Source organism: Escherichia sp. MAL-1 (assembly GCF_052948035.1).
In genome coordinates this window covers 4,020,046-4,044,912 of sequence record NZ_CM129609.1, presented here as the reverse complement: position 1 = coordinate 4,044,912, position 24,867 = coordinate 4,020,046, and the positions used below count along the sequence as shown (strand labels likewise).

Annotated in this window: 21 protein-coding genes; 12 read left to right on the top strand and 9 right to left on the bottom strand. The window is 51.9% G+C overall.

Annotated elements, in window-relative coordinates; translation table 11 throughout:
* Nucleotides 1-21 precede the first annotated feature (21 nt).
* From lpxC to mutT, 4 genes are all read left to right on the top strand, one after another.
* On the top strand, nucleotides 22-939 hold the full coding sequence (gene lpxC / locus ACU8XX_RS20225) for a UDP-3-O-acyl-N-acetylglucosamine deacetylase (protein ID WP_000595482.1): 918 nt from the start codon (nucleotides 22-24) through the stop codon (nucleotides 937-939).
* A 230-nt stretch (nucleotides 940-1,169) separates the two neighbouring features.
* Nucleotides 1,170-1,682 (top strand): secA translation cis-regulator SecM, encoded by a 513-nt coding sequence (gene secM, locus ACU8XX_RS20220; RefSeq protein ID WP_000014321.1) that lies wholly within the window; start codon nucleotides 1,170-1,172, stop codon nucleotides 1,680-1,682.
* 61 nt (nucleotides 1,683-1,743) lie between these two features.
* Nucleotides 1,744-4,449 carry a preprotein translocase subunit SecA gene (gene secA, locus ACU8XX_RS20215; protein ID WP_000905789.1) on the top strand — a complete coding sequence of 902 codons (2,706 nt, stop codon included), beginning with the start codon at nucleotides 1,744-1,746 and terminating at the stop codon, nucleotides 4,447-4,449.
* Between the two features lie 59 nt (nucleotides 4,450-4,508).
* The gene (gene mutT / locus ACU8XX_RS20210) at nucleotides 4,509-4,898 is read left to right on the top strand and encodes an 8-oxo-dGTP diphosphatase MutT (protein ID WP_000736007.1); all 390 of its coding nucleotides are present in this window, start codon (nucleotides 4,509-4,511) and stop codon (nucleotides 4,896-4,898) included.
* 215 nt (nucleotides 4,899-5,113) lie between these two features.
* Here mutT and yacG read toward each other — a convergent pair whose 3' ends face one another.
* From yacG to coaE, 3 genes are read right to left on the bottom strand one after another with little or no spacing between them, the layout of a single operon-like run.
* Nucleotides 5,114-5,311, bottom strand: coding sequence for a DNA gyrase inhibitor YacG (gene yacG, locus ACU8XX_RS20205; RefSeq protein ID WP_000005042.1), 198 nt, complete (start codon nucleotides 5,309-5,311; stop codon nucleotides 5,114-5,116).
* A 9-nt stretch (nucleotides 5,312-5,320) separates the two neighbouring features.
* Nucleotides 5,321-6,064 (bottom strand): cell division protein ZapD, encoded by a 744-nt coding sequence (gene zapD, locus ACU8XX_RS20200; protein ID WP_001194734.1) that lies wholly within the window; start codon nucleotides 6,062-6,064, stop codon nucleotides 5,321-5,323.
* On the bottom strand, nucleotides 6,064-6,684 hold the full coding sequence (gene coaE, locus ACU8XX_RS20195; protein ID WP_001269520.1) for a dephospho-CoA kinase: 621 nt from the start codon (nucleotides 6,682-6,684) through the stop codon (nucleotides 6,064-6,066). Before coaE ends, zapD begins: the two co-directional genes overlap by 1 nt.
* A 24-nt stretch (nucleotides 6,685-6,708) precedes the next feature.
* Here coaE and ACU8XX_RS20190 point away from each other — a divergent pair, with 24 nt between their 5' ends.
* Both ACU8XX_RS20190 and guaC read left to right on the top strand, forming a co-directional pair.
* Nucleotides 6,709-6,753: a protein YacM gene (locus ACU8XX_RS20190; RefSeq protein WP_120795372.1), complete on the top strand. Its 45-nt coding sequence runs from the start codon at nucleotides 6,709-6,711 to the stop codon at nucleotides 6,751-6,753.
* A gap of 155 nt (nucleotides 6,754-6,908) precedes the next feature.
* Nucleotides 6,909-7,952, top strand: coding sequence for a GMP reductase (guaC, locus tag ACU8XX_RS20185; RefSeq protein ID WP_001217338.1), 1,044 nt, complete (start codon nucleotides 6,909-6,911; stop codon nucleotides 7,950-7,952).
* A 34-nt stretch (nucleotides 7,953-7,986) separates the two neighbouring features.
* Here guaC and hofC read toward each other — a convergent pair whose 3' ends face one another.
* The 4 genes from hofC to nadC all read right to left on the bottom strand — a co-directional run bounded on the left by hofC (nucleotide 7,987) and on the right by nadC (nucleotide 12,110).
* Nucleotides 7,987-9,189: a protein transport protein HofC gene (gene hofC, locus ACU8XX_RS20180; protein ID WP_240765280.1), complete on the bottom strand. Its 1,203-nt coding sequence runs from the start codon at nucleotides 9,187-9,189 to the stop codon at nucleotides 7,987-7,989.
* On the bottom strand, nucleotides 9,179-10,564 hold the full coding sequence (gspE, locus tag ACU8XX_RS20175) for a type II secretion system protein GspE (protein WP_001025145.1): 1,386 nt from the start codon (nucleotides 10,562-10,564) through the stop codon (nucleotides 9,179-9,181). The genes hofC and gspE overlap by 11 nt, the downstream gene beginning before the upstream one ends.
* Before the next feature lie 9 nt (nucleotides 10,565-10,573).
* Complete coding sequence (ppdD, locus tag ACU8XX_RS20170) at nucleotides 10,574-11,014, bottom strand: prepilin peptidase-dependent pilin (protein WP_000360904.1); 441 nt, start codon at nucleotides 11,012-11,014, stop codon at nucleotides 10,574-10,576.
* 202 nt (nucleotides 11,015-11,216) lie between these two features.
* A complete protein-coding gene (gene nadC, locus ACU8XX_RS20165) occupies nucleotides 11,217-12,110 on the bottom strand; it encodes a carboxylating nicotinate-nucleotide diphosphorylase (protein ID WP_001135174.1) in 894 nt (297 codons plus the stop codon).
* A gap of 87 nt (nucleotides 12,111-12,197) precedes the next feature.
* Between nadC and ampD the strand changes: the two genes are divergently transcribed.
* Together ampD and ampE are read left to right on the top strand one after the other, a co-directional pair.
* Nucleotides 12,198-12,749: a 1,6-anhydro-N-acetylmuramyl-L-alanine amidase AmpD gene (gene ampD / locus ACU8XX_RS20160; protein ID WP_000923721.1), complete on the top strand. Its 552-nt coding sequence runs from the start codon at nucleotides 12,198-12,200 to the stop codon at nucleotides 12,747-12,749.
* Nucleotides 12,746-13,600 (top strand): beta-lactamase regulator AmpE, encoded by an 855-nt coding sequence (ampE, locus tag ACU8XX_RS20155; protein WP_000172014.1) that lies wholly within the window; start codon nucleotides 12,746-12,748, stop codon nucleotides 13,598-13,600. The genes ampD and ampE overlap by 4 nt, the downstream gene beginning before the upstream one ends.
* Before the next feature lie 42 nt (nucleotides 13,601-13,642).
* On the opposite strand, the gene aroP is transcribed toward ampE, so the two are convergent.
* Nucleotides 13,643-15,016 carry an aromatic amino acid transporter AroP gene (gene aroP, locus ACU8XX_RS20150; protein WP_023157668.1) on the bottom strand — a complete coding sequence of 458 codons (1,374 nt, stop codon included), beginning with the start codon at nucleotides 15,014-15,016 and terminating at the stop codon, nucleotides 13,643-13,645.
* A gap of 540 nt (nucleotides 15,017-15,556) precedes the next feature.
* Between aroP and pdhR the strand changes: the two genes are divergently transcribed.
* The 4 genes from pdhR (at nucleotide 15,557) to lpdA (ending at nucleotide 22,801) form a co-directional block, all read left to right on the top strand.
* The gene (pdhR, locus tag ACU8XX_RS20145) at nucleotides 15,557-16,321 is read left to right on the top strand and encodes a pyruvate dehydrogenase complex transcriptional repressor PdhR (RefSeq protein ID WP_000331776.1); all 765 of its coding nucleotides are present in this window, start codon (nucleotides 15,557-15,559) and stop codon (nucleotides 16,319-16,321) included.
* A gap of 160 nt (nucleotides 16,322-16,481) precedes the next feature.
* A complete protein-coding gene (gene aceE / locus ACU8XX_RS20140; protein ID WP_000003820.1) occupies nucleotides 16,482-19,145 on the top strand; it encodes a pyruvate dehydrogenase (acetyl-transferring), homodimeric type in 2,664 nt (887 codons plus the stop codon).
* Nucleotides 19,146-19,159: 14 nt separating this feature from the next.
* Nucleotides 19,160-21,052 (top strand): pyruvate dehydrogenase complex dihydrolipoyllysine-residue acetyltransferase, encoded by a 1,893-nt coding sequence (aceF, locus tag ACU8XX_RS20135; RefSeq protein WP_000963518.1) that lies wholly within the window; start codon nucleotides 19,160-19,162, stop codon nucleotides 21,050-21,052.
* Nucleotides 21,053-21,376: 324 nt separating this feature from the next.
* A complete protein-coding gene (gene lpdA, locus ACU8XX_RS20130; protein ID WP_000102485.1) occupies nucleotides 21,377-22,801 on the top strand; it encodes a dihydrolipoyl dehydrogenase in 1,425 nt (474 codons plus the stop codon).
* A 70-nt stretch (nucleotides 22,802-22,871) separates the two neighbouring features.
* Here lpdA and ACU8XX_RS20125 read toward each other — a convergent pair whose 3' ends face one another.
* Nucleotides 22,872-24,725 (bottom strand): DUF3300 domain-containing protein, encoded by a 1,854-nt coding sequence (locus ACU8XX_RS20125; RefSeq protein WP_000784460.1) that lies wholly within the window; start codon nucleotides 24,723-24,725, stop codon nucleotides 22,872-22,874.
* Between the last annotated feature and the right edge of the window lie 142 nt (nucleotides 24,726-24,867).

Sequence of the window (24,867 nt, the reverse complement as noted above, 5' to 3'; positions counted from 1 at the left end):
GTAATTTGGCGAGATAATACGATGATCAAACAAAGGACACTTAAACGTATCGTTCAGGCGACGGGTGTCGGTTTACATACCGGCAAGAAAGTCACCCTGACGTTACGCCCTGCGCCGGCCAACACCGGGGTCATCTATCGTCGCACCGACTTGAATCCACCGGTAGATTTCCCGGCCGATGCCAAATCTGTGCGTGATACCATGCTCTGTACGTGTCTGGTCAACGAGCATGATGTACGGATTTCAACCGTAGAGCACCTCAATGCTGCTCTCGCGGGCCTGGGCATCGATAACATTGTTATCGAAGTTAACGCGCCGGAAATCCCGATCATGGACGGCAGCGCCGCTCCGTTTGTATACCTGCTGCTTGACGCCGGTATCGACGAGTTGAACTGCGCCAAAAAATTTGTTCGCATCAAAGAGACTGTTCGTGTCGAAGATGGCGATAAGTGGGCTGAATTTAAGCCGTACAATGGTTTTTCGCTGGATTTCACCATCGATTTTAACCATCCGGCTATTGATTCCAGCAACCAGCGCTATGCGATGAACTTCTCCGCTGATGCGTTTATGCGCCAGATCAGCCGTGCGCGTACGTTCGGTTTCATGCGTGATATCGAATATCTGCAGTCCCGTGGTTTGTGCCTGGGCGGCAGCTTCGATTGTGCCATCGTTGTTGACGATTATCGCGTACTGAACGAAGACGGCCTGCGTTTTGAAGACGAATTTGTGCGTCACAAAATGCTCGATGCGATCGGTGACTTGTTCATGTGTGGTCACAATATTATTGGTGCATTTACCGCTTATAAATCCGGTCATGCACTGAATAACAAACTGCTGCAGGCTGTCCTGGCGAAACAGGAAGCCTGGGAATATGTGACCTTCCAGGACGACGCAGAACTGCCGTTGGCCTTCAAAGCGCCTTCAGCTGTACTGGCATAACGACATTTATACTGTCGTATAAAATTCGACTGGCAAATCTGGCACTCTCTCCGGCCAGGTGAACCAGTCGTTTTTTTTTGAATTTTATAAGAGCTATAAAAAACGGTGCGAACGCTGTTTTCTTAAGCACTTTTCCGCACAACTTATCTTCATTCGTGCTGTGGACTGCAGGCTTTAATGATAAGATTTGTGCGCTAAATACGTTTGAATACGATCGGGATGGCAATAACGTGAGTGGAATACTGACGCGCTGGCGACAGTTTGGTAAACGCTACTTCTGGCCGCATCTCTTATTAGGGATGGTTGCGGCGAGTTTAGGTTTGCCTGCGCTCAGCAACGCCGCCGAACCAAACGCGCCCGCAAAAGCGACAACCCGCAACCACGAGCCTTCAGCCAAAGTTAACTTTGGTCAATTGGCCTTGCTGGAAGCGAACACACGCCGCCCGAATTCGAACTATTCCGTTGATTACTGGCATCAACATGCCATTCGCACGGTAATCCGTCATCTTTCTTTCGCAATGGCACCGCAAACACTGCCCGTTGCTGAAGAATCTTTGCCTCTTCAGGCGCAACATCTTGCATTACTGGATACGCTCAGCGCGCTGCTGACCCAGGAAGGCACGCCGTCTGAAAAGGGTTATCGCATTGATTATGCGCATTTTACCCCACAAGCAAAATTCAGCACGCCCGTCTGGATAAGCCAGGCGCAAGGCATCCGTGCTGGCCCTCAACGCCTCACCTAACAACAATAAACCTTTACTTCATTTTATTAACTCCGCAACGCGGGGCGTTTGAGATTTTATTATGCTAATCAAATTGTTAACTAAAGTTTTCGGTAGTCGTAACGATCGCACCCTGCGCCGGATGCGCAAAGTGGTCAACATCATCAATGCCATGGAACCGGAGATGGAAAAACTCTCCGACGAAGAACTGAAAGGGAAAACCGCAGAGTTTCGTGCACGTCTGGAAAAAGGCGAAGTGCTGGAAAATCTGATCCCGGAAGCTTTCGCCGTGGTACGTGAGGCAAGTAAGCGCGTCTTTGGTATGCGTCACTTCGACGTTCAGTTACTCGGCGGTATGGTTCTTAACGAACGCTGCATCGCCGAAATGCGTACCGGTGAAGGAAAAACCCTGACCGCAACGCTGCCTGCTTACCTGAACGCACTAACCGGTAAAGGCGTGCACGTAGTTACCGTCAACGACTACCTGGCGCAACGTGACGCCGAAAACAACCGTCCGCTGTTTGAATTCCTTGGCCTGACTGTCGGTATCAACCTGCCGGGCATGCCAGCACCGGCAAAGCGCGAAGCTTACGCAGCTGACATCACTTACGGTACGAACAACGAATACGGCTTTGACTACCTGCGCGACAACATGGCGTTCAGCCCTGAAGAACGTGTACAGCGTAAACTGCACTATGCGCTGGTGGACGAAGTGGACTCCATCCTGATCGATGAAGCGCGTACACCGCTGATCATTTCCGGCCCGGCAGAAGACAGCTCGGAAATGTATAAACGCGTGAATAAAATTATTCCGCACCTGATCCGTCAGGAAAAAGAAGACTCCGAAACCTTCCAGGGCGAAGGCCACTTCTCGGTGGACGAAAAATCTCGCCAGGTGAACCTGACCGAACGTGGTCTGGTGCTGATTGAAGAACTGCTGGTGAAAGAGGGCATCATGGATGAAGGGGAGTCTCTGTACTCTCCGGCCAACATCATGCTGATGCACCACGTAACGGCGGCGCTGCGCGCTCATGCGCTGTTTACCCGTGACGTCGACTACATCGTTAAAGATGGTGAAGTTATCATCGTTGACGAACACACCGGTCGTACCATGCAGGGCCGTCGCTGGTCCGATGGTCTGCACCAGGCTGTGGAAGCGAAAGAAGGTGTGCAGATCCAGAACGAAAACCAAACGCTGGCTTCGATCACCTTCCAGAACTACTTCCGTCTGTATGAAAAACTGGCGGGGATGACCGGTACTGCTGATACCGAAGCTTTCGAATTTAGCTCAATCTACAAGCTGGATACCGTCGTTGTTCCGACCAACCGTCCAATGATTCGTAAAGATCTGCCGGACCTGGTCTACATGACTGAAGCGGAAAAAATTCAGGCGATCATTGAAGATATCAAAGAACGTACTGCAAAAGGCCAGCCGGTGCTGGTGGGTACTATCTCCATCGAAAAATCGGAGCTGGTGTCAAACGAACTGACCAAAGCCGGTATTAAGCACAACGTCCTGAACGCCAAATTCCACGCCAACGAAGCGGCGATTGTTGCTCAGGCAGGTTATCCGGCTGCGGTGACTATCGCGACCAATATGGCGGGTCGTGGTACAGATATTGTGCTCGGTGGTAGCTGGCAGGCAGAAGTTGCCGCGCTGGAAAATCCGACCGCAGAGCAAATTGAAAAAATTAAAGCCGACTGGCAGGTACGTCACGATGCGGTACTGGAAGCAGGTGGCCTGCATATCATCGGTACCGAGCGTCACGAATCCCGTCGTATCGATAACCAGTTGCGCGGTCGTTCTGGTCGTCAGGGGGATGCTGGTTCTTCCCGTTTCTACCTGTCGATGGAAGATGCGCTGATGCGTATTTTTGCTTCCGACCGAGTATCCGGCATGATGCGTAAACTGGGTATGAAGCCAGGCGAAGCCATTGAACACCCGTGGGTGACTAAAGCGATTGCCAACGCCCAGCGTAAAGTTGAAAGCCGTAACTTCGACATTCGTAAGCAACTGCTGGAATATGATGACGTGGCTAACGATCAGCGTCGCGCCATTTACTCCCAGCGTAACGAACTGTTGGATGTCAGCGATGTGAGCGAAACCATTAACAGCATTCGTGAAGATGTGTTCAAAGCGACCATTGATGCCTACATTCCACCACAGTCGCTGGAAGAAATGTGGGATATTCCGGGGCTGCAGGAACGTCTGAAGAACGATTTCGACCTCGATTTGCCAATTGCCGAGTGGCTGGATAAAGAACCAGAACTGCATGAAGAGACGCTGCGTGAGCGCATTCTGGCGCAGTCCATCGAAGTGTATCAGCGTAAAGAAGAAGTGGTTGGTGCTGAGATGATGCGTCACTTCGAGAAAGGCGTCATGCTGCAAACGCTTGACTCCCTGTGGAAAGAGCACCTGGCAGCGATGGACTATCTGCGTCAGGGTATCCACCTGCGTGGCTACGCACAGAAAGATCCGAAGCAGGAATACAAACGTGAATCGTTCTCCATGTTTGCAGCGATGCTGGAGTCGTTGAAATATGAAGTTATCAGTACGCTGAGCAAAGTTCAGGTACGTATGCCTGAAGAGGTTGAGGAGCTGGAACAACAGCGTCGTATGGAAGCCGAGCGTTTAGCGCAAATGCAGCAGCTTAGCCATCAGGATGACGACTCTGCAGCCGCAGCTGCACTGGCGGCGCAAACCGGAGAGCGCAAAGTAGGACGTAACGATCCTTGCCCGTGCGGTTCTGGTAAAAAATACAAGCAGTGCCATGGCCGCCTGCAATAAAAGCTAACTGTTAAAGTAAAAGGCGCAGGATTCTGCGCCTTTTTTATAGGTTTAAGACAATGAAAAAGCTGCAAATTGCGGTAGGTATTATTCGCAACGAGAACAATGAAATCTTTATAACGCGTCGCGCAGCAGATGCGCACATGGCGAATAAACTGGAGTTTCCCGGCGGTAAAATTGAAATGGGTGAAACGCCGGAACAGGCGGTGGTGCGTGAACTTCAGGAAGAAGTCGGGATTACCCCCCAACATTTTTCGCTATTTGAAAAACTGGAATATGAATTCCCGGACAGGCATATAACACTGTGGTTTTGGCTGGTCGAACGCTGGGAAGGGGAGCCGTGGGGTAAAGAAGGGCAACCCGGTGAGTGGATGTCGCTGGTCGGTCTTAATGCCGATGATTTTCCGCCAGCCAATGAACCGGTAATTGCGAAGCTTAAACGTCTGTAGGTCAGATAAGGCGTTTTCGCCGCATCCGACATTCGCACACGATGCCTGATGCGACGCTGGCGCGTCTTATCAGGCCTAAAGGGATTTCTAACTCATTGATAAATTTGTTTTTGTAGGTCGGATAAGGCGTTCACGCCGCATCCGACATTTGCACAAGATGCCTGATGCGACGCTGTCCGCGTCTTATCAGGCCTACGTGCGGCATCAGACAAATGTCACTGCTTTGGTTCTTCGCTCCAGTCATCGCTTTCGGAAAGATCGCCACTGCTGGGGATTCGTTTTTCTTCAGCAGCCCATTCTCCGAGGTCGATCAGCTGACAACGTTTGGAGCAAAATGGCCGAAACGGGCTGATTTCACCCCACACCACCGTTTTCCCGCAGGTTGGGCAATTCACCGTAATAGTTTCTGACATTTTTACTCCTTAGCAACAGGCCAGTTCGAAATCCAGACGTTCCGGTACCTGTCCGTTTTCAGTGTCCAGCGGCATAAAACGAATGGCAAAACGGCTCTTATGTCCGGAAATTTGCGGATAAAGCTGTGAATCGAGCGACAGATTCAGGCGCAGCAAGTCGGCATCGCCACCGTTATCCTGATAAAAACCATTCAGGCTGGTTTGTTTACGGAAGGGGGCCGACTGGCGAATTAAATCCAGCACCATGGTAAGTGCCTGGGTGAGCGGGTTCAGGCTGGCAATCCAGGTTTCTACCTGGCTGTCGCGCTGCGCCTGGGGTAGATGCAGCCAAATGTGCAATGTAGGTAAATCAAAGCTGCAACAGCCGCCTGGGATGCTCAGTCGCTGACGCACCAGAGCAATCAAACGATCTTCACGCAGAAATTGCCCGATACGCGGCGCGGAAATTAATACGCTCCCCGCCGCTTTTAACTGCTGAATTAATGCTTCAATACGGCTCTGGTCCACGCCAGGCACGCCAATCCAGGTCTGGAGTTTACGTTGCTGCCGGTCAAGTTCTTTCAACAGCTCAGTGCGGACTTCGCCGCGCTCGAAAACATCCAGTAATTCACTGACATTACGGAAGAAATGCAGCGCGCCAGCGTGGTCAACGATGGGTAAATTAACGGTGAGTTGCTGAATCAAAAACTCAATGCGCAGCCATGTACGCATTTTTTCATTTAGTGGATGTTCAAAAAGGACCTGGGTCTGCATTACGGTTTTTCCTGTGAGACAAACTGCGACGCAAGCTGCAAATAGTGTGCGTGCAGGCGGGCAACATCCGATGCGATAGCATCCGGTGCGCCGTTATTATCAATGACGTCATCTGCCACGGCAAGGCGGGCTTCGCGCGTTGCCTGAGCAGCAAGGATTTGTTCGACATGCTCGCGAGTTACATCATCGCGCTGCATGGTGCGCTTAAGTTGCGTTTCTGGGCTGACATCCACCACCAGCACTCGATTCGCTTTTTTATACAGTGAGTTTTCTACCAGCAATGGCACAACCCACAGTACATAGGGGGAAGTAGCTTGCTGGATCTGGTGTTGCGTCTCTTGCTGAATCAGCGGATGCAGCAGGGCGTTAAGCCAGTTTTTCTCTTCCGGGTTGGCGAAGATCCGCTCGCGCAAGGCCCGGCGCTGCAATGTTCCATCAGCAGCAATCATGTTAGCGCCAAAGTGATCAGCAATGGCATGTAGCGCAGGTGCACCTGGTTCAACCACCTGACGCGCAATAATATCGGCATCAATGACGTTAATTCCGAGATCAGCAAACGCATTGGCAACGGTACTCTTGCCACTGCCAATGCCTCCCGTTAAGGCAACTATATACCTCATAATTTATATTCCCGGGAATTCATCATGATTATCAAAACGTTAAAAATGAGTGCACGAAAGCGAAATTGATGAAACGTTCGCTCACTATTTACCAGGTAAATTTATGGGATTGTAGCGTAAAAAAAGACAATTTCGCAGTCTTGCGCCGCATTGATTAGTGCGTATGATAGCGTCACTGGAGTTGCGCTCTTACCCTTATAGCCATTAACCCCAGGAATCCGCACATGCGTATTGAAGAAGATCTGAAGTTAGGTTTTAAAGACGTTCTCATCCGCCCTAAACGCTCCACTCTTAAAAGCCGTTCCGATGTTGAACTGGAACGTCAATTCACCTTCAAACATTCAGGTCAGAGCTGGTCCGGCGTGCCGATTATCGCCGCAAATATGGACACCGTAGGCACATTTTCTATGGCCTCTGCGCTGGCTTCTTTTGATATTTTGACTGCTGTGCATAAACACTATTCTGTCGAAGAGTGGCAAGCGTTTATCAACAATTCTTCCGCTGATGTGCTGAAACATGTGATGGTTTCTACCGGTACGTCTGATGCGGATTTCGAAAAAACTAAACAGATTCTCGACCTGAACCCGGCATTAAACTTCGTTTGTATTGACGTGGCGAATGGTTATTCCGAACACTTCGTGCAGTTCGTTGCGAAAGCGCGTGAAGCGTGGCCGACCAAAACCATTTGTGCTGGTAACGTAGTGACTGGTGAAATGTGTGAGGAGCTTATCCTCTCAGGTGCCGATATCGTTAAAGTTGGCATTGGCCCAGGTTCTGTTTGTACAACTCGCGTCAAAACAGGCGTCGGTTATCCGCAACTTTCTGCGGTAATCGAATGTGCCGATGCTGCGCACGGTCTGGGCGGAATGATCGTCAGCGATGGTGGCTGCACCACGCCGGGCGATGTGGCGAAAGCCTTTGGCGGCGGTGCCGATTTCGTCATGCTTGGCGGCATGCTGGCGGGCCACGAAGAGAGCGGCGGTCGCATCGTTGAGGAGAACGGCGAGAAATTTATGCTGTTCTACGGCATGAGCTCCGAGTCTGCGATGAAACGTCACGTTGGCGGCGTTGCGGAATATCGCGCAGCAGAAGGTAAAACCGTTAAGCTGCCGCTGCGAGGCCCGGTTGAAAATACCGCGCGAGATATTTTGGGCGGCCTGCGTTCAGCTTGTACATACGTTGGGGCTTCACGCCTGAAAGAGCTGACCAAGCGCACCACGTTTATTCGTGTGCAGGAACAAGAAAACCGCATCTTCAACAACCTGTAATCTCCCAACGCTGGCGTGGAGCAACACGCCAGCGTTATCCCATCCCACTCATCGCATCGCCTAAATGGAAAATTGGCAGATACATTGCCACCACCAGCGTACCAATAATTCCTCCCGTTATGATCAGCAACGCCGGTTCCAGTAAGGCTGCGAGGTTATCCGCCAGCGCCATTGTGTTTTCCCGATGATGATGGGCGAGGTTGTCTAACATGAGATCCAGAGAGCCGGATGCCTCTCCTGTTCTCACTAATTGCAAACAGAGCGGGCTAAACTCACCGGTATTTTTTAGCGCCAGCCAGATGGGTTGACCGTTACTGATATCGTGCTGGATTTGTGTCAGAAGTTGCACCCAGTACGGGCAGCGCATTGTTTCTCTGACGCTCTCTACGCCCTGTAAAAAAGTAATGCCTGCACTTTGTGTCAGCGCCAGAATCGTAAAGATCTGCGTGAGTTTTTGTCCCCGCATCAGTGAACCCATAATCGGGATGCGTAACAGCAATTTCTGCCGCACTATAAGCCAGGTCGGTCGGCGCATCAGCAACTTATTGGCTATCGCCAGCAGCAAGCCGAACAACACCAGCAGCCAGCTCCATTCGCCACTAAAGTCTGCCAGCGTCATGATCCCCTGCGTTAGTACCGGTAGTGGGGTGTTGAAGGTCTTATAGATAGCGGCAAACTCCGGCAGAACAAAATGCAGCATTGCCACAACCACCATGATTGCCATCGCTAAAATGATGATGGGATAACGTAACGCTGATTTCACTTTGTCGGTCAACTGACGCTGGGCTTTTTGCTGACGCGCCAGTTCAAAGCAGCATTCATCCAGCTTACCGGTCAGTTCACCCGTGCGGATCATCGCCTGATAGAGCGGCGGAAATACCTCTGACCAGGGTAATAAGGCATTGGAAAAAGCAATGCCCTGTTCGAGATCGTGCGCCAGCGATTGCAGCAACGCTTGCCATTGCTTACTGGGATGCTGTTCCGCCAGCAGAGCCAGCCCTTCAGAAAGCGTTAACCCTGCTTTGAGTAGCGTCGCCAGTTGATGAATGACTTCCGCGCTTTTATCTCCTCGCCACTGCGCAGAATTGATGGCGATTCGCTTCAGGCTTAGTGGGGTAACCATCTGTTGCTGTAGTGCCATAAGCAGTAAAGTACGGCTCTCTGCCCATAGCATCCCATCTTGCGCATTGCCGTCGCCGGTTATGCCATGCCAGCGCCAGAGTTGCTTACTCGCCATGCGGCATCCCCAGTACGCGGATTAACTCTTCAAAGGTGGTTAAGCCTTGCTCTACGGCCAGGCAGCCGTTTTCAAAAAGCGTACGCATACCCGCCTGTCGTGCGTGCGTTTCCAGCGATTCAACGTCGGTATTAGCGGAAATAAGCTGACGAATGACCGGCGTTATGGGCAGAACTTCAAATAAGGCCGTACGACCATAAAAACCGTGGTAGCAATGTACACAACCGGGTGCCTGCCAGTGGGGCAGCGGCGATGGCCATACATTGTCTGGAATGTGGATGGGCTCCCCTTGCTGCCGGCGACAATGTGGGCAAAGTTTGCGTACCAGACGCTGGGCTATTACCAGCGTAAGCGCCGATGATAGCATCCAGCGGGCGACCCCCATTTGCTGTAAACGTACCAGCGTTTCGCAGGTGGAATTAGTGTGTAGGGTAGACAACACCAGGTGACCAGTTTGCGCCGCTTTAATAGCGATCTCTGCTGTTTCGCCATCGCGGATCTCTCCGATCATGATGACGTCAGGATCCTGGCGCAATAACGCACGCAAAACGCCCTGAAAGGTGAGTCCGGCACGCGGATGGATTTGCGTCTGGTTTAGTCCGGCTATGGGGATCTCAACTGGATCTTCGACGCTACAAATATTAATGTCAGCGGTATTCAGCTTTTGCAGGGCACTATAAAGCGTGACCGTTTTGCCGCTGCCGGTAGGGCCAGTTACCAGCACCAGTCCCTGTGGTTGTTGCAAGGCATGAGCAAAGTCCGCCAGTTGTAACGGCTGCATTCCAAGCGTGTTGACATCCAGTGCCTGACCCACCTGCTGTAACAACCTTAATACCACCTTTTCACCACCCCGACATGGTAAGGTCGCAATACGAAATGAGACGGCGTTTCCTGCCAGTTCGACAGTGAATTGCCCGTCCTGCGGCAGGCGATGTTCCGCAATATCCAGGTTTCCCAGCACTTTTAATCTGGCGGTTAATGCGACTCCGGCATCCGGTGAAACATCCGGTAAAGGATGCAATACGCCGTCGATACGCAAGCGGATGCGGTAGGCATTGTCCGCTGGTTCGATATGAATATCAGACGCGCGTTGTTCCAGCGCAGATTGTAACGTTCGAGTTAGCAACTCTGCTTTGGGCTGATGCTTCTCCTGAACAGCTACGGGCAATGTCTGTTGTGTGCGACTGGCGTGACCTTCCATTTGTTGGCGCGTCCAGCAGGTGATCTCAATACGTTTGGTGGTAGCGAAATGCAATGCGTCCAGTAGCTCATGCGAAGGTGCATCGACTACCGCAACATGAACCACCTCTTCGCTGGCATCCAGCAAGACTCCATGATAACGCAGACACAGGGCAGTGAGCTGTGGAATATTCATTGCCGCTCCTTAGTTGGCGTCATCAAAGCGGAAGACATCTTCGCAGGCTTGCTGCAATGCGCTGTCACTTTGAATATTGCAGTTGCGCGTCCAGCCGGTGACGCCGTTTGCGTTATCCCAACCCGGTGTCATGACGACGCTTAGCCCATTGAGACTTTCTTGCCCGGTCAGCGACACCACGCCCTTTGCCACACTCATGGCTGAAACATAGCGGGTGGTGGTAGGCGAGGGAATGCCATTGCTGCCACCGTCGCAGGTATCTAATCCACCATGTTCCAGCGCGCACAACTCTACGGCGGTACGGTAAGGCACAAAGGTTTGTAGCATGTCGGTGAGTGCGGCTTTGCGCAGGTAGTTTTGATAAGCGGGAATACCAATGGCGCTTAAAATGGCAATGATGCCAATAACCACCATCAGTTCGATAAGTGTAAAACCGCGTTGCTTGTCCATCTGTTTCGCTCCTTGATTTGGTTGGCGCTACTTTGGCAAACGCCATCAGCACAGGCGAGGGGCAAAAAACGAAACGGGAAAGCAGATTCCGAGGTTTTTTATTTCGTTGCAGCGAAAGACAAGAAATTTGCGAGGCGTTACGAAGAAAGTTGGGGAAGGGGAGATTATCCGCCCGCGATGGAGCGGATAAATCTGTCAACTATTAGCGAAAACGCATTGAAAGGTCGAGTGCTTGTACGTGTTTAGTTAGCGCACCGACGGAGATAAAGTCCACGCCCGTTTCGGCAAATTCACGCAGTGTTTTGTCAGTGACGTTGCCAGACACTTCCAGTAGCGCCTTGCCGTTGGTGCGTTTGACGGCTTCGCGCATCTGTTCTGTTTCGAAGTTATCCAGCATGATGATATCGGCTCCTGCTTTCAGGGCTTCATCAAGTTCTTCCAGATTCTCTACTTCGACTTCTACTGGCGCATCCGGGTGCAGCCAGGACGCTTTTTCGACCGCCTGGCGCACTGAGCCGGAGGCAATAATATGGTTTTCTTTGATCAGGAAGGCATCAGAAAGCCCCAGACGGTGATTCGCTCCGCCGCCGCAAAGTACCGCGTATTTCAGAGCTGAACGCAGGCCGGGTAAGGTTTTGCGCGTATCCAACAACTGCGTGTTGGTGCCTTCCAGCAATTCGACATAGTGGCGTACCTTACTGGCAACTCCTGAAAGGGTTTGCACAAAATTAAGCGCAGTGCGTTCGCCCGTTAACAGCACGCGGGATGGGCCTTCAAGTTCGAACAAGGATTGATTGGCATTGATGACATCGCCGTCATCCACATGCCAGATTATGGTGACATCGTCGCCTGCCAGTTGAATAAACACCTCTTCAACCCAGCGTTTGCCGCAAAAGACGCCATTCTCGCGGGTGATCACCGTGGCATGAGAGCGAGAATTTTCCGGTAAAAGTTTTGCCGTAATATCATTGTTGGCATCGACTGTTCCGCCTAAATCTTCCCGCAGCGCCTGGGCCACCGCGCCGGGGATATCGAGATTAATGCGTTCCAGCAGCTCGTCACGTCGGGTGTCAGGGTTATAGCGGCGAGGCGGCATGTTAAAACTCCAGATAGCTAACGAATCATAAGGTAGAAACATGCTACTCTGAACCGGGTATTAGCACCACATATAAGGAGATCCTGCATGTTGTTAGAACAGGGGTGGCTGGTTGGCGCGCGCCGCGTTCCCTCACCACATTACGATTGCCGCCCGGATGACGAAACACCCACCCTGCTGGTGGTGCACAATATTAGCCTGCCGCCAGGCGAGTTTGGCGGTCCGTGGATCGACGCATTATTCACTGGAACTATTGATCCGCAGGCACATCCTTTCTTTGCTGAGATCGCCCATTTGCGCGTCTCCGCTCACTGTTTGATTCGCCGTGATGGTGAAATAGTCCAGTATGTTCCTTTCGATAAACGTGCATGGCATGCGGGAGTCTCTCAGTATCAGGGGCGCGAACGCTGCAATGATTTTTCTATTGGGATTGAGCTTGAAGGCACCGATACGCTGGCGTATACCGATGCGCAGTATCAACAGCTTGCGGCGGTTACGCGGGCACTGATTGATTGCTATCCGGATATCGCTAAAAACATGACGGGCCATTGTGATATTGCGCCGGATCGGAAAACCGATCCCGGTCCTGCATTTGATTGGGCACGGTTTCGTGTGCTGGTCAGCAAGGAGACAACATGACGCTATTTACAACCTTACTGGTGTTAATTTTCGAACGCCTGTTTAAGTTGGGCGAGCACTGGCAGCTTGATCATCGTCTTGAAGCGTTCTTTCGGCGGGTGAAACATTTTTCTCTCGGGCGCACGTTAGGCATGACCATTATTGCGATGGGCGTGACTTTTTTACTGTTACGCGCATTGCAGGGAGTATTGTTCAACGTTCCCACGCTACTGGTGTGGCTGCTGATTGGTTTGCTGTGTATTGGCGCAGGTAAAGTTCGTCTTCATTATCATGCTTATCTGACAGCTGCTTCACGTAATGATAGCCATGCCCGTGCCACGATGGTTGGCGAACTCACCATGATTCACGGCGTCCCGGCAGGCTGCGACGAACGTGAGTATTTGCGTGAGCTGCAAAATGCATTGCTGTGGATTAACTTTCGTTTTTATCTTGCACCGCTGTTCTGGCTGATTGTGGGGGGAACCTGGGGACCCGTTACGCTGATGGGGTATGCGTTTTTGCGTGCATGGCAATACTGGCTGGCGCGATATCAGACGCCGCATCATCGTTTACAGTCCGGCATTGATGCCGTGCTTCATGTACTGGATTGGGTGCCGGTTCGTCTTGCGGGTGTGGTATATGCCTTGATCGGTCATGGTGAGAAAGCGTTACCGGCCTGGTTTGCTTCGCTGGGTGATTTCCATACTTCGCAGTATCAGGTGTTAACGCGTCTGGCGCAGTTCTCTCTGGCGCGTGAACCGCATGTCGATAAGGTGGAGACGCCGAAGGCAGCGGTTTCAATGGCGAAGAAAACCTCGTTCGTGGTCGTGGTGGTGATTGCACTACTGACGATTTACGGGGCGTTGGTGTAAAGATTATTGCCCTCACCCTGTACGGGTGAGGGCGTAGAGAGATTAATGCGCTTTTACGGCTTTGGCGGTTTTCTCTTTAAACAGATAGCCGATACCTAACACGATCAGCCATACCGGGATCAGGTATACCGAAATCGCCATTCCTGGGGTCATCAGCATAATCACCAGTACCGCCGCCATAAACAGCAGGCAGATCCAGTTACCCAGCGGATAAAGCAGAGCAGGGAAGCGAGTTACCACGCCTTGTTCCTGCTTGGCGCGACGGAATTTCATATGCGCCAGGCTAATCATCGCCCAGTTGATTACCAGTGCAGATACCACCAGCGCCATTAACAGTCCGAAAGCGGACTCTGGGGCAAGGTAGTTAATCAGTACGCACAACGCCGTTACCAGTGCAGACACCAGAATGGTATTTACTGGTACACCACGTTTATCGACAGACGCCAGCGCTTTTGGCGCATTACCCTGTTGTGCCAGACCAAACAGCATACGGCTGTTGCAATATACGCAGCTGTTGTACACGGAGAGCGCCGCAGTCAGTACCACGATGTTCAGCGCATTCGCCACAAAGGTATCGCCTAACTCGTGGAAGATCAGCACAAACGGACTGGTATCGGCGGTAACGCGGGTCCACGGCATCAGTGAGAGCAGAACGGCTAACGAACCAATATAGAAAATCAGGATGCGGTAGATAACCTGGTTAGTTGCTTTCGGTATACTTTGCTCCGGGTTATCAGCTTCTGCTGCGGTGATCCCCACCAGTTCCAGACCACCGAACGAGAACATGATAATCGCCATCATCATCACCAGTCCGGTGAAGCCGTGCGGCAGGAAACCACCCTGATCCCACAGGTTGCTAACGCTCGCCTGCGGGCCGCCGTTGCCACTGAACAGCAGCCAGCCGCCGAAGATGATCATCGCTACTACCGCAATAACTTTGATAATGGCAAACCAGAACTCCATCTCGCCAAACACTTTAACGTTGGTCAGGTTGATGGCGTTAATCACCACAAAGAATACGGCGGCAGAAACCCAGGTTGGGATTTCCAGATACCAGAACTGAATGTATTTACCCACGGCAGTCAGCTCTGCCATGGCAACTAAAACGTACAGTACCCAGTAGTTCCAGCCAGAGGCGAAACCGGCAAAACTGCCCCAGTATTTATAAGCAAAGTGGCTAAAGGAGCCTGCGACAGGTTCTTCGACCACCATTTCACCCAGCTGACGCATGATCAGAAAGGCGATAAAACCAGCAATGGCGTAACCCAGGATAATCCCTGGCCCTGCGGACTGTATTACGGAGGCGCTACCCAGGAATAACCCGGTCCCTATCGCGCCACCCAGCGCGATAAGCTGAATATGGCGGTTTTTAAGGCCGCGCTTTAGCTGCTCGCCGTGCTGTTGACCTTCCATCATGAAACCTCGTGCGGTGGTTGTTTTTTTGATCTACGCAGTGATGCGTGTGTAAGTTTGCAATTCCGTTTGTTGTATTAATTTGTTTACATCAAAGAAGTTTGAATTGTTACAAAAAGACTTCCGTCAGATCAAGAATAATGGTATGCGGCAGCGAATGCACCCGCTTTATGCATGGTTGAAGATGAGTTGCTTAAAAAGAAACCGTTTGTAAAGCTCAGCCTCAACCCCTCTCAATATGTAGAATGAATTTAAATTCGTTTTAATTGAATTAAAAATCACAAAATTGGTAAGTGAATCGGTTCAATTCGGATTTTTATAGTTTAATAATCGTTAAAAAACTCCTTTCCTACGTAAAGTCTACATTTGTGCATAGTTACAACTTTGAAACGTTATATATGTCAAGTTGTTAAAATATGCACAGTTTCATGATTTCAATCAAAACCTGTATGGACATAAGGTGAATACTTTGTTACTTTAGCGTCACAGACATGAAATTGGTAAGACCAATTGACTTCGGCAAGTGGCTTAAGACAGGAACTCATGGCCTACAGCAAAATCCGCCAACCAAAACTCTCCGATGTGATTGAGCAGCAACTGGAGTTTTTGATCCTCGAAGGCACTCTCCGCCCGGGCGAAAAACTCCCACCGGAACGCGAACTGGCAAAACAGTTTGACGTCTCCCGTCCCTCCTTGCGTGAGGCGATTCAACGTCTCGAAGCGAAGGGCTTGTTGCTTCGTCGCCAGGGTGGCGGCACTTTTGTCCAGAGCAGCTTATGGCAAAGCTTCAGCGATCCGCTGGTGGAGCTGCTCTCCGACCATCCTGAGTCACAGTATGACTTGCTCGAAACACGACACGCCCTGGAAGGTATCGCCGCTTATTACGCCGCGCTGCGTAGTACCGATGAAGACAAGGAACGCATCCGTGAACTCCATCACGCCATAGAACTGGCGCAGCAGTCTGGCGATCTGGACGCGGAATCAAACGCCGTACTCCAGTATCAGATTGCTGTCACTGAAGCGGCCCACAATGTGGTTCTGCTTCATCTGCTAAGGTGTATGGAGCCGATGTTGGCCCAGAATGTCCGCCAGAACTTCGAATTGCTCTATTCGCGTCGCGAGATGCTGCCGCTGGTGAGTAGTCACCGCACCCGCATATTTGAAGCGATTATGGCCGGTAAGCCGGAAGAAGCGCGCGAAGCATCGCATCGCCATCTGGCTTTTATCGAAGAAATTTTGCTCGACAGAAGTCGTGAAGAGAGCCGCCGTGAGCGTTCTCTGCGTCGTCTGGAGCAACGAAAGAATTAGTGATTTTTCTGGTAAAAATTATCCAGAAGATGTTGTAAATCAAGCGCATATAAAAGCGCGGCAACTAAACGTAGAACCTGTCTTATTGAGCTTTCCGGCGAGAGTTCAATGGGACAGGTTCCAGAAAACTCAACGTTATTAGATAGATAAGGAATAACCCATGTCAGAACGTTTCCCAAATGACGTGGATCCGATCGAAACTCGCGACTGGCTCCAGGCGATCGAATCGGTCATCCGTGAAGAAGGTGTTGAGCGTGCTCAGTATCTGATCGACCAACTGCTTGCTGAAGCCCGCAAAGGCGGTGTCAACGTAGCCGCAGGCACCGGTATCAGCAACTACATCAACACCATCCCCGTTGAAGAACAACCGGAGTATCCGGGTAATCTGGAACTGGAACGCCGTATTCGTTCAGCTATCCGCTGGAACGCCATCATGACGGTGCTGCGTGCGTCGAAAAAAGATCTCGAACTGGGCGGCCACATGGCGTCCTTCCAGTCTTCCGCAACCATTTATGATGTGTGCTTTAACCACTTCTTCCGTGCACGCAACGAGCAGGATGGCGGCGACCTGGTTTACTTCCAGGGCCACATCTCCCCGGGCGTGTACGCTCGTGCTTTCCTGGAAGGTCGTCTGACTCAGGAGCAGCTGGATAACTTCCGTCAGGAAGTTCACGGCAATGGCCTCTCTTCCTATCCGCACCCGAAACTGATGCCGGAATTCTGGCAGTTCCCGACCGTATCTATGGGTCTGGGTCCGATTGGTGCTATTTACCAGGCTAAATTCCTGAAATATCTGGAACACCGTGGCCTGAAAGATACCTCTAAACAGACCGTTTACGCGTTCCTCGGCGACGGTGAAATGGACGAACCGGAATCCAAAGGTGCGATCACCATCGCTACCCGTGAAAAACTGGATAACCTGGTCTTCGTTATCAACTGTAACCTGCAGCGTCTTGACGGCCCGGTCACCGGTAACGGCAAGATCATCAACGAACTGGAAGGCATCTTCGAAGGTGCTGGCTGGAACGTGATCAAAGTGATGTGGGGTAGCCGTTGGGATGAACTGCTGCGTAAAGATACCAGCGGTAAACTGATCCAGCTGATGAACGAAACCGTTGACGGCGACTACCAGACCTTCAAATCGAAAGATGGTGCGTACGTTCGTGAACACTTCTTCGGTAAATATCCTGAAACCGCAGCACTGGTTGCAGACTGGACTGACGAGCAGATCTGGGCACTGAACCGTGGTGGTCACGATCCGAAGAAAATCTACGCTGCATTCAAGAAAGCGCAGGAAACCAAAGGCAAAGCGACAGTAATCCTTGCTCATACCATTAAAGGTTACGGCATGGGCGACGCGGCTGAAGGTAAAAACATCGCGCACCAGGTTAAGAAAATGAACATGGACGGCGTGCGTCACATCCGCGACCGTTTCAATGTGCCGGTGTCTGATGCAGATATCGAAAAACTGCCGTACATCACCTTCCCGGAAGGTTCTGAAGAGCATACCTATCTGCACGCTCAGCGTCAGAAACTGCACGGTTATCTGCCAAGCCGTCAGCCGAACTTCACCGAGAAGCTTGAGCTGCCGAGCCTGCAAGACTTCGGCGCGCTGTTGGAAGAGCAGAGCAAAGAGATCTCTACCACTATCGCTTTCGTTCGTGCTCTGAACGTGATGCTGAAGAACAAGTCGATCAAAGATCGTCTGGTACCGATCATCGCCGACGAAGCGCGTACTTTCGGTATGGAAGGTCTGTTCCGTCAGATTGGTATTTACAGCCCGAACGGTCAGCAGTACACCCCGCAGGACCGCGAGCAGGTTGCTTACTATAAAGAAGACGAGAAAGGTCAGATTCTGCAGGAAGGGATCAACGAGCTGGGCGCAGGTTGTTCCTGGCTGGCAGCGGCGACCTCTTACAGCACCAACAATCTGCCGATGATCCCGTTCTACATCTATTACTCGATGTTCGGCTTCCAGCGTATTGGCGATCTGTGCTGGGCGGCTGGCGACCAGCAAGCGCGTGGCTTCCTGATCGGCGGTACTTCCGGTCGTACCACCCTGAACGGCGAAGGTCTGCAGCACGAAGATGGTCACAGCCACATTCAGTCGCTGACTATCCCGAACTGTATCTCTTACGACCCGGCTTACGCTTACGAAGTTGCTGTCATCATGCATGACGGTCTGGAGCGTATGTACGGTGAAAAACAAGAGAACGTTTACTACTACATCACTACGCTGAACGAAAACTACCACATGCCGGCAATGCCGGAAGGTGCTGAGGAAGGTATCCGTAAAGGTATCTACAAACTCGAAACTATTGAAGGTAGCAAAGGTAAAGTTCAGCTGCTCGGCTCCGGTTCTATCCTGCGTCACGTCCGTGAAGCAGCTGAGATCCTGGCGAAAGATTACGGCGTAGGTTCTGACGTTTATAGCGTGACCTCCTTCACCGAGCTGGCGCGTGATGGTCAGGATTGTGAACGCTGGAACATGCTGCACCCGCTGGAAACTCCGCGCGTTCCGTATATCGCTCAGGTGATGAACGACGCTCCGGCAGTGGCATCTACCGACTATATGAAACTGTTCGCTGAGCAGGTCCGTACTTACGTACCGGCTGACGACTACCGCGTACTGGGTACTGATGGCTTCGGTCGTTCCGACAGCCGTGAGAACCTGCGTCACCACTTCGAAGTTGATGCTTCTTATGTCGTGGTTGCGGCGCTGGGCGAACTGGCTAAACGTGGCGAAATCGATAAGAAAGTGGTTGCTGACGCAATCGCCAAATTCAACATCGATGCAGATAAAGTTAACCCGCGTCTGGCGTAAGAGGTAAAAGAATAATGGCTATCGAAATCAAAGTACCGGACATCGGGGCTGATGAAGTTGAAATCACCGAGATCCTGGTCAAAGTGGGCGACAAAGTTGAAGCCGAACAGTCGCTGATCACCGTAGAAGGCGACAAAGCCTCTATGGAAGTTCCGTCTCCGCAGGCGGGTATCGTTAAAGAGATCAAAGTCTCTGTTGGCGATAAAACCCAGACCGGCGCACTGATTATGATTTTCGATTCCGCCGACGGTGCAGCAGACGCTGCACCTGCTCAGGCAGAAGAGAAGAAAGAAGCAGCTCCGGCAGCAGCACCAGCGGCTGCGGCGGCAAAAGACGTTAACGTTCCGGATATCGGCAGCGACGAAGTTGAAGTGACCGAAATCCTGGTGAAAGTTGGCGATAAAGTTGAAGCTGAACAGTCGCTGATCACCGTAGAAGGCGACAAGGCTTCTATGGAAGTTCCGGCTCCGTTTGCTGGCACCGTGAAAGAGATCAAAGTGAACGTGGGTGACAAAGTGTCTACCGGCTCGCTGATTATGGTCTTCGAAGTCGCGGGTGAAGCAGGCGCGGCAGCTCCGGCCGCTAAACAGGAAGCAGCTCCGGCAGCGGCCCCTGCACCAGCGGCTGGCGTGAAAGAAGTTAACGTTCCGGATATCGGCGGTGACGAAGTTGAAGTGACTGAAGTGATGGTGAAAGTGGGCGACAAAGTTGCCGCTGAACAGTCACTGATCACCGTAGAAGGCGACAAAGCTTCTATGGAAGTTCCGGCGCCGTTTGCAGGCGTCGTGAAGGAACTGAAAGTCAACGTTGGCGATAAAGTGAAAACTGGCTCGCTGATTATGATCTTCGAAGTTGAAGGCGCAGCGCCTGCGGCAGCTCCTGCGAAACAGGAAGCGGCAGCGCCGGCACCGGCAGCAAAAGCTGAAGCCCCGGCAGCAGCACCAGCTGCGAAAGCGGAAGGCAAATCTGAATTTGCTGAAAACGACGCTTATGTTCACGCGACTCCGCTGATCCGCCGTCTGGCACGCGAGTTTGGTGTTAACCTTGCGAAAGTGAAGGGCACTGGCCGTAAAGGTCGTATCCTGCGCGAAGACGTTCAGGCTTACGTGAAAGAAGCTATCAAACGTGCAGAAGCAGCTCCGGCAGCGACTGGCGGTGGTATCCCTGGCATGCTGCCGTGGCCGAAGGTGGACTTCAGCAAGTTTGGTGAAATCGAAGAAGTGGAACTGGGCCGCATCCAGAAAATCTCTGGTGCGAACCTGAGCCGTAACTGGGTAATGATCCCGCATGTTACTCACTTCGACAAAACCGATATCACCGAGTTGGAAGCGTTCCGTAAACAGCAGAACGAAGAAGCGGCGAAACGTAAGCTGGATGTGAAGATCACCCCGGTTGTCTTCATCATGAAAGCCGTTGCTGCAGCTCTTGAGCAGATGCCTCGCTTCAATAGTTCGCTGTCGGAAGACGGTCAGCGTCTGACCCTGAAGAAATACATCAACATCGGTGTGGCGGTGGATACCCCGAACGGTCTGGTTGTTCCGGTATTCAAAGACGTCAACAAGAAAGGCATCATCGAGCTGTCTCGCGAGCTGATGACTATTTCTAAGAAAGCGCGTGACGGTAAGCTGACTGCGGGCGAAATGCAGGGCGGTTGCTTCACCATCTCCAGCATCGGCGGCCTGGGTACTACCCACTTCGCGCCGATTGTGAACGCGCCGGAAGTGGCTATCCTCGGCGTTTCCAAGTCCGCGATGGAGCCGGTGTGGAATGGTAAAGAGTTCGTGCCGCGTCTGATGCTGCCGATTTCTCTCTCCTTCGACCACCGCGTGATCGACGGTGCTGATGGTGCCCGTTTCATTACCATCATTAACAACACGCTGTCTGACATTCGCCGTCTGGTGATGTAAGTAAAAGAGCCGGCCCAACGGCCGGCTTTTTTCTGGTAATCTCATGAATGTATTGAGGTTATTAGCGAATAGACAAATCGGTTGCCGTTTGTTGTTTAAAAATTGTTAACAATTTTGTAAAATACCGACGGATAGAACGACCCGGTGGTGGTTAGGGTATTACTTCACATACCCTATGGATTTCTGGGTGCAGCAAGGTAGCAAGCGCCAGAATCCCCAGGAGCTTACATAAGTAAGTGACTGGGGTGAGGGCGTGAAGCTAACGCCGCTGCGGCCTGAAAGACGACGGGTATGACCGCCGGAGATAAATATATAGAGGTCATGATGAGTACTGAAATCAAAACTCAGGTCGTGGTACTTGGGGCAGGCCCCGCAGGTTACTCCGCTGCCTTCCGTTGCGCTGATTTAGGTCTGGAAACCGTAATCGTAGAACGTTACAACACCCTTGGCGGTGTTTGCCTGAACGTCGGCTGTATCCCTTCTAAAGCACTGCTGCACGTAGCAAAAGTTATCGAAGAAGCCAAAGCGCTGGCTGAACACGGTATCGTCTTCGGCGAACCGAAAACCGATATCGACAAGATTCGTACCTGGAAAGAGAAAGTGATCAATCAGCTGACCGGTGGTCTGGCTGGTATGGCGAAAGGCCGCAAAGTCAAAGTGGTCAACGGTCTGGGTAAATTCACCGGGGCTAACACCCTGGAAGTTGAAGGTGAGAACGGCAAAACCGTGATCAACTTCGACAACGCGATCATTGCAGCGGGTTCTCGCCCGATCCAACTGCCGTTTATTCCGCATGAAGATCCGCGTATCTGGGACTCCACTGACGCGCTGGAACTGAAAGAAGTACCAGAACGCCTGCTGGTAATGGGTGGCGGTATCATCGGTCTGGAAATGGGCACCGTTTACCACGCGCTGGGTTCACAGATTGACGTGGTTGAAATGTTCGACCAGGTTATCCCGGCAGCTGACAAAGACATCGTTAAAGTCTTCACCAAGCGTATCAGCAAGAAATTCAACCTGATGCTGGAAACCAAAGTTACCGCCGTTGAAGCGAAAGAAGACGGCATTTATGTGACGATGGAAGGCAAAAAAGCACCCGCTGAACCGCAGCGTTACGACGCCGTGCTGGTAGCGATTGGTCGTGTGCCGAACGGTAAAAACCTCGACGCAGGCAAAGCAGGCGTGGAAGTTGACGACCGTGGTTTCATCCGCGTTGACAAACAGCTGCGTACCAACGTACCGCACATCTTTGCTATCGGCGATATCGTCGGTCAACCGATGCTGGCACACAAAGGTGTTCACGAAGGTCACGTTGCCGCTGAAGTTATCGCCGGTAAGAAACACTACTTCGATCCGAAAGTTATCCCGTCCATCGCCTATACCGAACCAGAAGTTGCATGGGTGGGTCTGACTGAGAAAGAAGCGAAAGAGAAAGGCATCAGCTATGAAACCGCCACCTTCCCGTGGGCTGCTTCTGGTCGTGCTATCGCTTCCGACTGCGCAGACGGTATGACCAAGCTGATTTTCGACAAAGAATCTCACCGTGTGATCGGTGGTGCGATTGTCGGTACTAACGGCGGCGAGCTGCTGGGTGAAATCGGCCTGGCAATCGAAATGGGTTGTGATGCTGAAGACATCGCACTGACCATCCACGCGCACCCGACTCTGCACGAGTCTGTGGGCCTGGCGGCAGAAGTGTTCGAAGGTAGCATTACCGACCTGCCGAACCCGAAAGCGAAGAAGAAGTAATTTTTCGTTTGCCGGAACATCCGGCAATTAAAAAAGCGGCTAACCACGCCGCTTTTTTTACGTCTGCAATTTACCTTTCCAGTCTTCTTGCTCCACGTTCAGAGAGACGTTCGCGTACTGCTGACCGTTGCTCGTTATTCAGCCTGACAGTATGGTTACTGTCGTTTAGACGTTGTGGGCGGCTCTCCTGAACTTTCTCCCGAAAAACCTGACGTTGTTCAGGTGATGCCGATTGAACACGCTGGCGGGCGTTATCACGTTGCTGTTGATTCAGTGGGCGCTGCTGTACTTTTTCCTTAAACACCTGGCGCTGCTCTGGTGATGCGGACTGAATACGCTCACGCGCTGCGTCTCTTCGCTGCTGGTTCTGCGGGTTAGTCTGCATTTTCTCGCGAACCGCCTGGCGCTGCTCAGGCGAGGCGGACTGAATGCGCTCACGCGCTGCCTCTCTTCGCTGCTGGATCTTCGGGTTAGTCTGCATTCTCTCGCGAACTGCCTGGCGCTGCTCAGGCGAGGCGGACTGATAACGCTGACGAGCGGCGTCCTTTTGTTGCTGGGTCAGTGGTTGGCGACGGCTGAAGTCGTGGAAGTCGTCATAGCTCCCATAGTGTTCAGCTTCATTAAACCGCTGTGCCGCTGCCTGACGTTGGGTATCTCGTGTAATGACTGGTGCGGCGTGTGTTCGTTGCTGAAACTGATTTGCTGCCGCCTGACGCTGGCTGTCGCGCGTTGGGGCAGGTAATTGCGTGGCGCTCATTCCGCCGTTGACATCGGTTTGATGAAACCGCTTTGCCATATCCTGATCATGATAGGGCACACCATTACGGTAGTTTGGATTGTGCCGCCATGCCATATTCTTATCAGTAAGATGCTCACCGGTGATACGGTTGAAATTGTTGACGTCGATATTGATGTTGTCGCCGTTGTGTTGCCAGCCATTACCGTCACGATGACCGCCATCGTGGTGATGATAATCATCATCGTCATGATGATGATGGTCATGATCGTCGTCGTCCCAGTCGATGCTGCTGAATAGTGCGTACGTGGTAGCAACGCCCATGCTATAGCCGAATCCGCGTACAAAGCTGTCAACAAACGGTTCTCCGGCTGGTGGTGGCAGATAAACCGGCGGATACGCAGTATTGGCCCAGTTCCCGTAAACCACGGTTGGGTTGTAGTTGGGAATATAGACCACATCAGGATTGGCGGGCTCAATGGAAATGACGGTTGTTGCCGGCTCTGTAATGACGGGGTTGGCAGTTAAAACTGTATTGGATGGTATGACGGGTGCCGTGACTGTCTGTTTTACCGGTACAGCTTTCTTCGTTGTGGTAATAACTTTCTGTTCGGTTGATGACTTCAGCGAGCCGGTTTGTTGCGCCAGTTGCCGCAATCGCTGTACCGAGTCCATCACGTCCTGCGGCTGGGCCAGAAAAGCATCGCCCAGGTTTTGCACCCATTGCGGGTTTTCGCCCATCAATGCCATCAATTGTGGAAAGGCCACCAGTGATTTAACGCTGGCGTCCCACGGCTGGTCAGATACCGCCTGAATAGCAGCATCGCCTTGTTTAAGTGGATTATCGTGCGACCATTGCACTGCTTGAGCAACGTTTGTCGGATAGGTTGATGCCATCAGCACCTGCGAAAGTAGGGCGTCGGGATACAGCGCGACGGGCGCGACCCATTGATCTATTTGTGCAGTGCTGAATGCGGATTTGACGACGGCGGGTGTTACGGGAGGTGCGGAAACCGTTGCAGGAAACGTAACCGCGGCAGCGTCAGACACAGCCAGTTGTGTCGATTGCGGTTCCACAGGCGCTTCCACTGTGCGGCTTTTTATATATAGCCCGGTAGAGGCGGCACAAAGCCCGGCACTGCAAATTAGCGCCAGCACATGGGGTTTAAACGGCAAAGTCATTTTCATAATTCGGATCTCAAGGAAATCGCAATGGTCGGCGAACTGCCACCCGCAGGTGCTGTGAATCCGAGTATAAAGAGGCGGTAGTTTAAATTTTGACTAATCTTGGGATTCGTTGAGAAAGGTGATTATCACCATGCGAATTAAC

Excerpts from the sequence above, each read along its gene's own strand:
- aroP (WP_023157668.1), bottom strand. The coding sequence starts at position 15,016 with ATGATGGAAGGTCAACAGCACGGCGAGCAGCTAAAGCGCGGCCTTAAA.
- nadC (WP_001135174.1), bottom strand. The coding sequence starts at position 12,110 with ATGCCGCCTCGCCGCTATAACCCTGACACCCGACGTGACGAGCTGCTG.
- hofC (WP_240765280.1), bottom strand. The coding sequence starts at position 9,189 with ATGGCGAGTAAGCAACTCTGGCGCTGGCATGGCATAACCGGCGACGGC.
- zapD (WP_001194734.1), bottom strand. The coding sequence starts at position 6,064 with ATGCAGACCCAGGTCCTTTTTGAACATCCACTAAATGAAAAAATGCGT.
- coaE (WP_001269520.1), bottom strand. The coding sequence starts at position 6,684 with ATGAGGTATATAGTTGCCTTAACGGGAGGCATTGGCAGTGGCAAGAGT.
- secA (WP_000905789.1), top strand. The coding sequence starts at position 1,744 with ATGCTAATCAAATTGTTAACTAAAGTTTTCGGTAGTCGTAACGATCGC.
- ampD (WP_000923721.1), top strand. The coding sequence starts at position 12,198 with ATGTTGTTAGAACAGGGGTGGCTGGTTGGCGCGCGCCGCGTTCCCTCA.
- aceE (WP_000003820.1), top strand. The coding sequence starts at position 16,482 with ATGTCAGAACGTTTCCCAAATGACGTGGATCCGATCGAAACTCGCGAC.
- yacG (WP_000005042.1), bottom strand. The coding sequence starts at position 5,311 with ATGTCAGAAACTATTACGGTGAATTGCCCAACCTGCGGGAAAACGGTG.
- ppdD (WP_000360904.1), bottom strand. The coding sequence starts at position 11,014 with ATGGACAAGCAACGCGGTTTTACACTTATCGAACTGATGGTGGTTATT.
- mutT (WP_000736007.1), top strand. The coding sequence starts at position 4,509 with ATGAAAAAGCTGCAAATTGCGGTAGGTATTATTCGCAACGAGAACAAT.
- aceF (WP_000963518.1), top strand. The coding sequence starts at position 19,160 with ATGGCTATCGAAATCAAAGTACCGGACATCGGGGCTGATGAAGTTGAA.
- guaC (WP_001217338.1), top strand. The coding sequence starts at position 6,909 with ATGCGTATTGAAGAAGATCTGAAGTTAGGTTTTAAAGACGTTCTCATC.
- lpxC (WP_000595482.1), top strand. The coding sequence starts at position 22 with ATGATCAAACAAAGGACACTTAAACGTATCGTTCAGGCGACGGGTGTC.
- lpdA (WP_000102485.1), top strand. The coding sequence starts at position 21,377 with ATGAGTACTGAAATCAAAACTCAGGTCGTGGTACTTGGGGCAGGCCCC.
- pdhR (WP_000331776.1), top strand. The coding sequence starts at position 15,557 with ATGGCCTACAGCAAAATCCGCCAACCAAAACTCTCCGATGTGATTGAG.
- ACU8XX_RS20125 (WP_000784460.1), bottom strand. The coding sequence starts at position 24,725 with ATGAAAATGACTTTGCCGTTTAAACCCCATGTGCTGGCGCTAATTTGC.
- ampE (WP_000172014.1), top strand. The coding sequence starts at position 12,746 with ATGACGCTATTTACAACCTTACTGGTGTTAATTTTCGAACGCCTGTTT.
- gspE (WP_001025145.1), bottom strand. The coding sequence starts at position 10,564 with ATGAATATTCCACAGCTCACTGCCCTGTGTCTGCGTTATCATGGAGTC.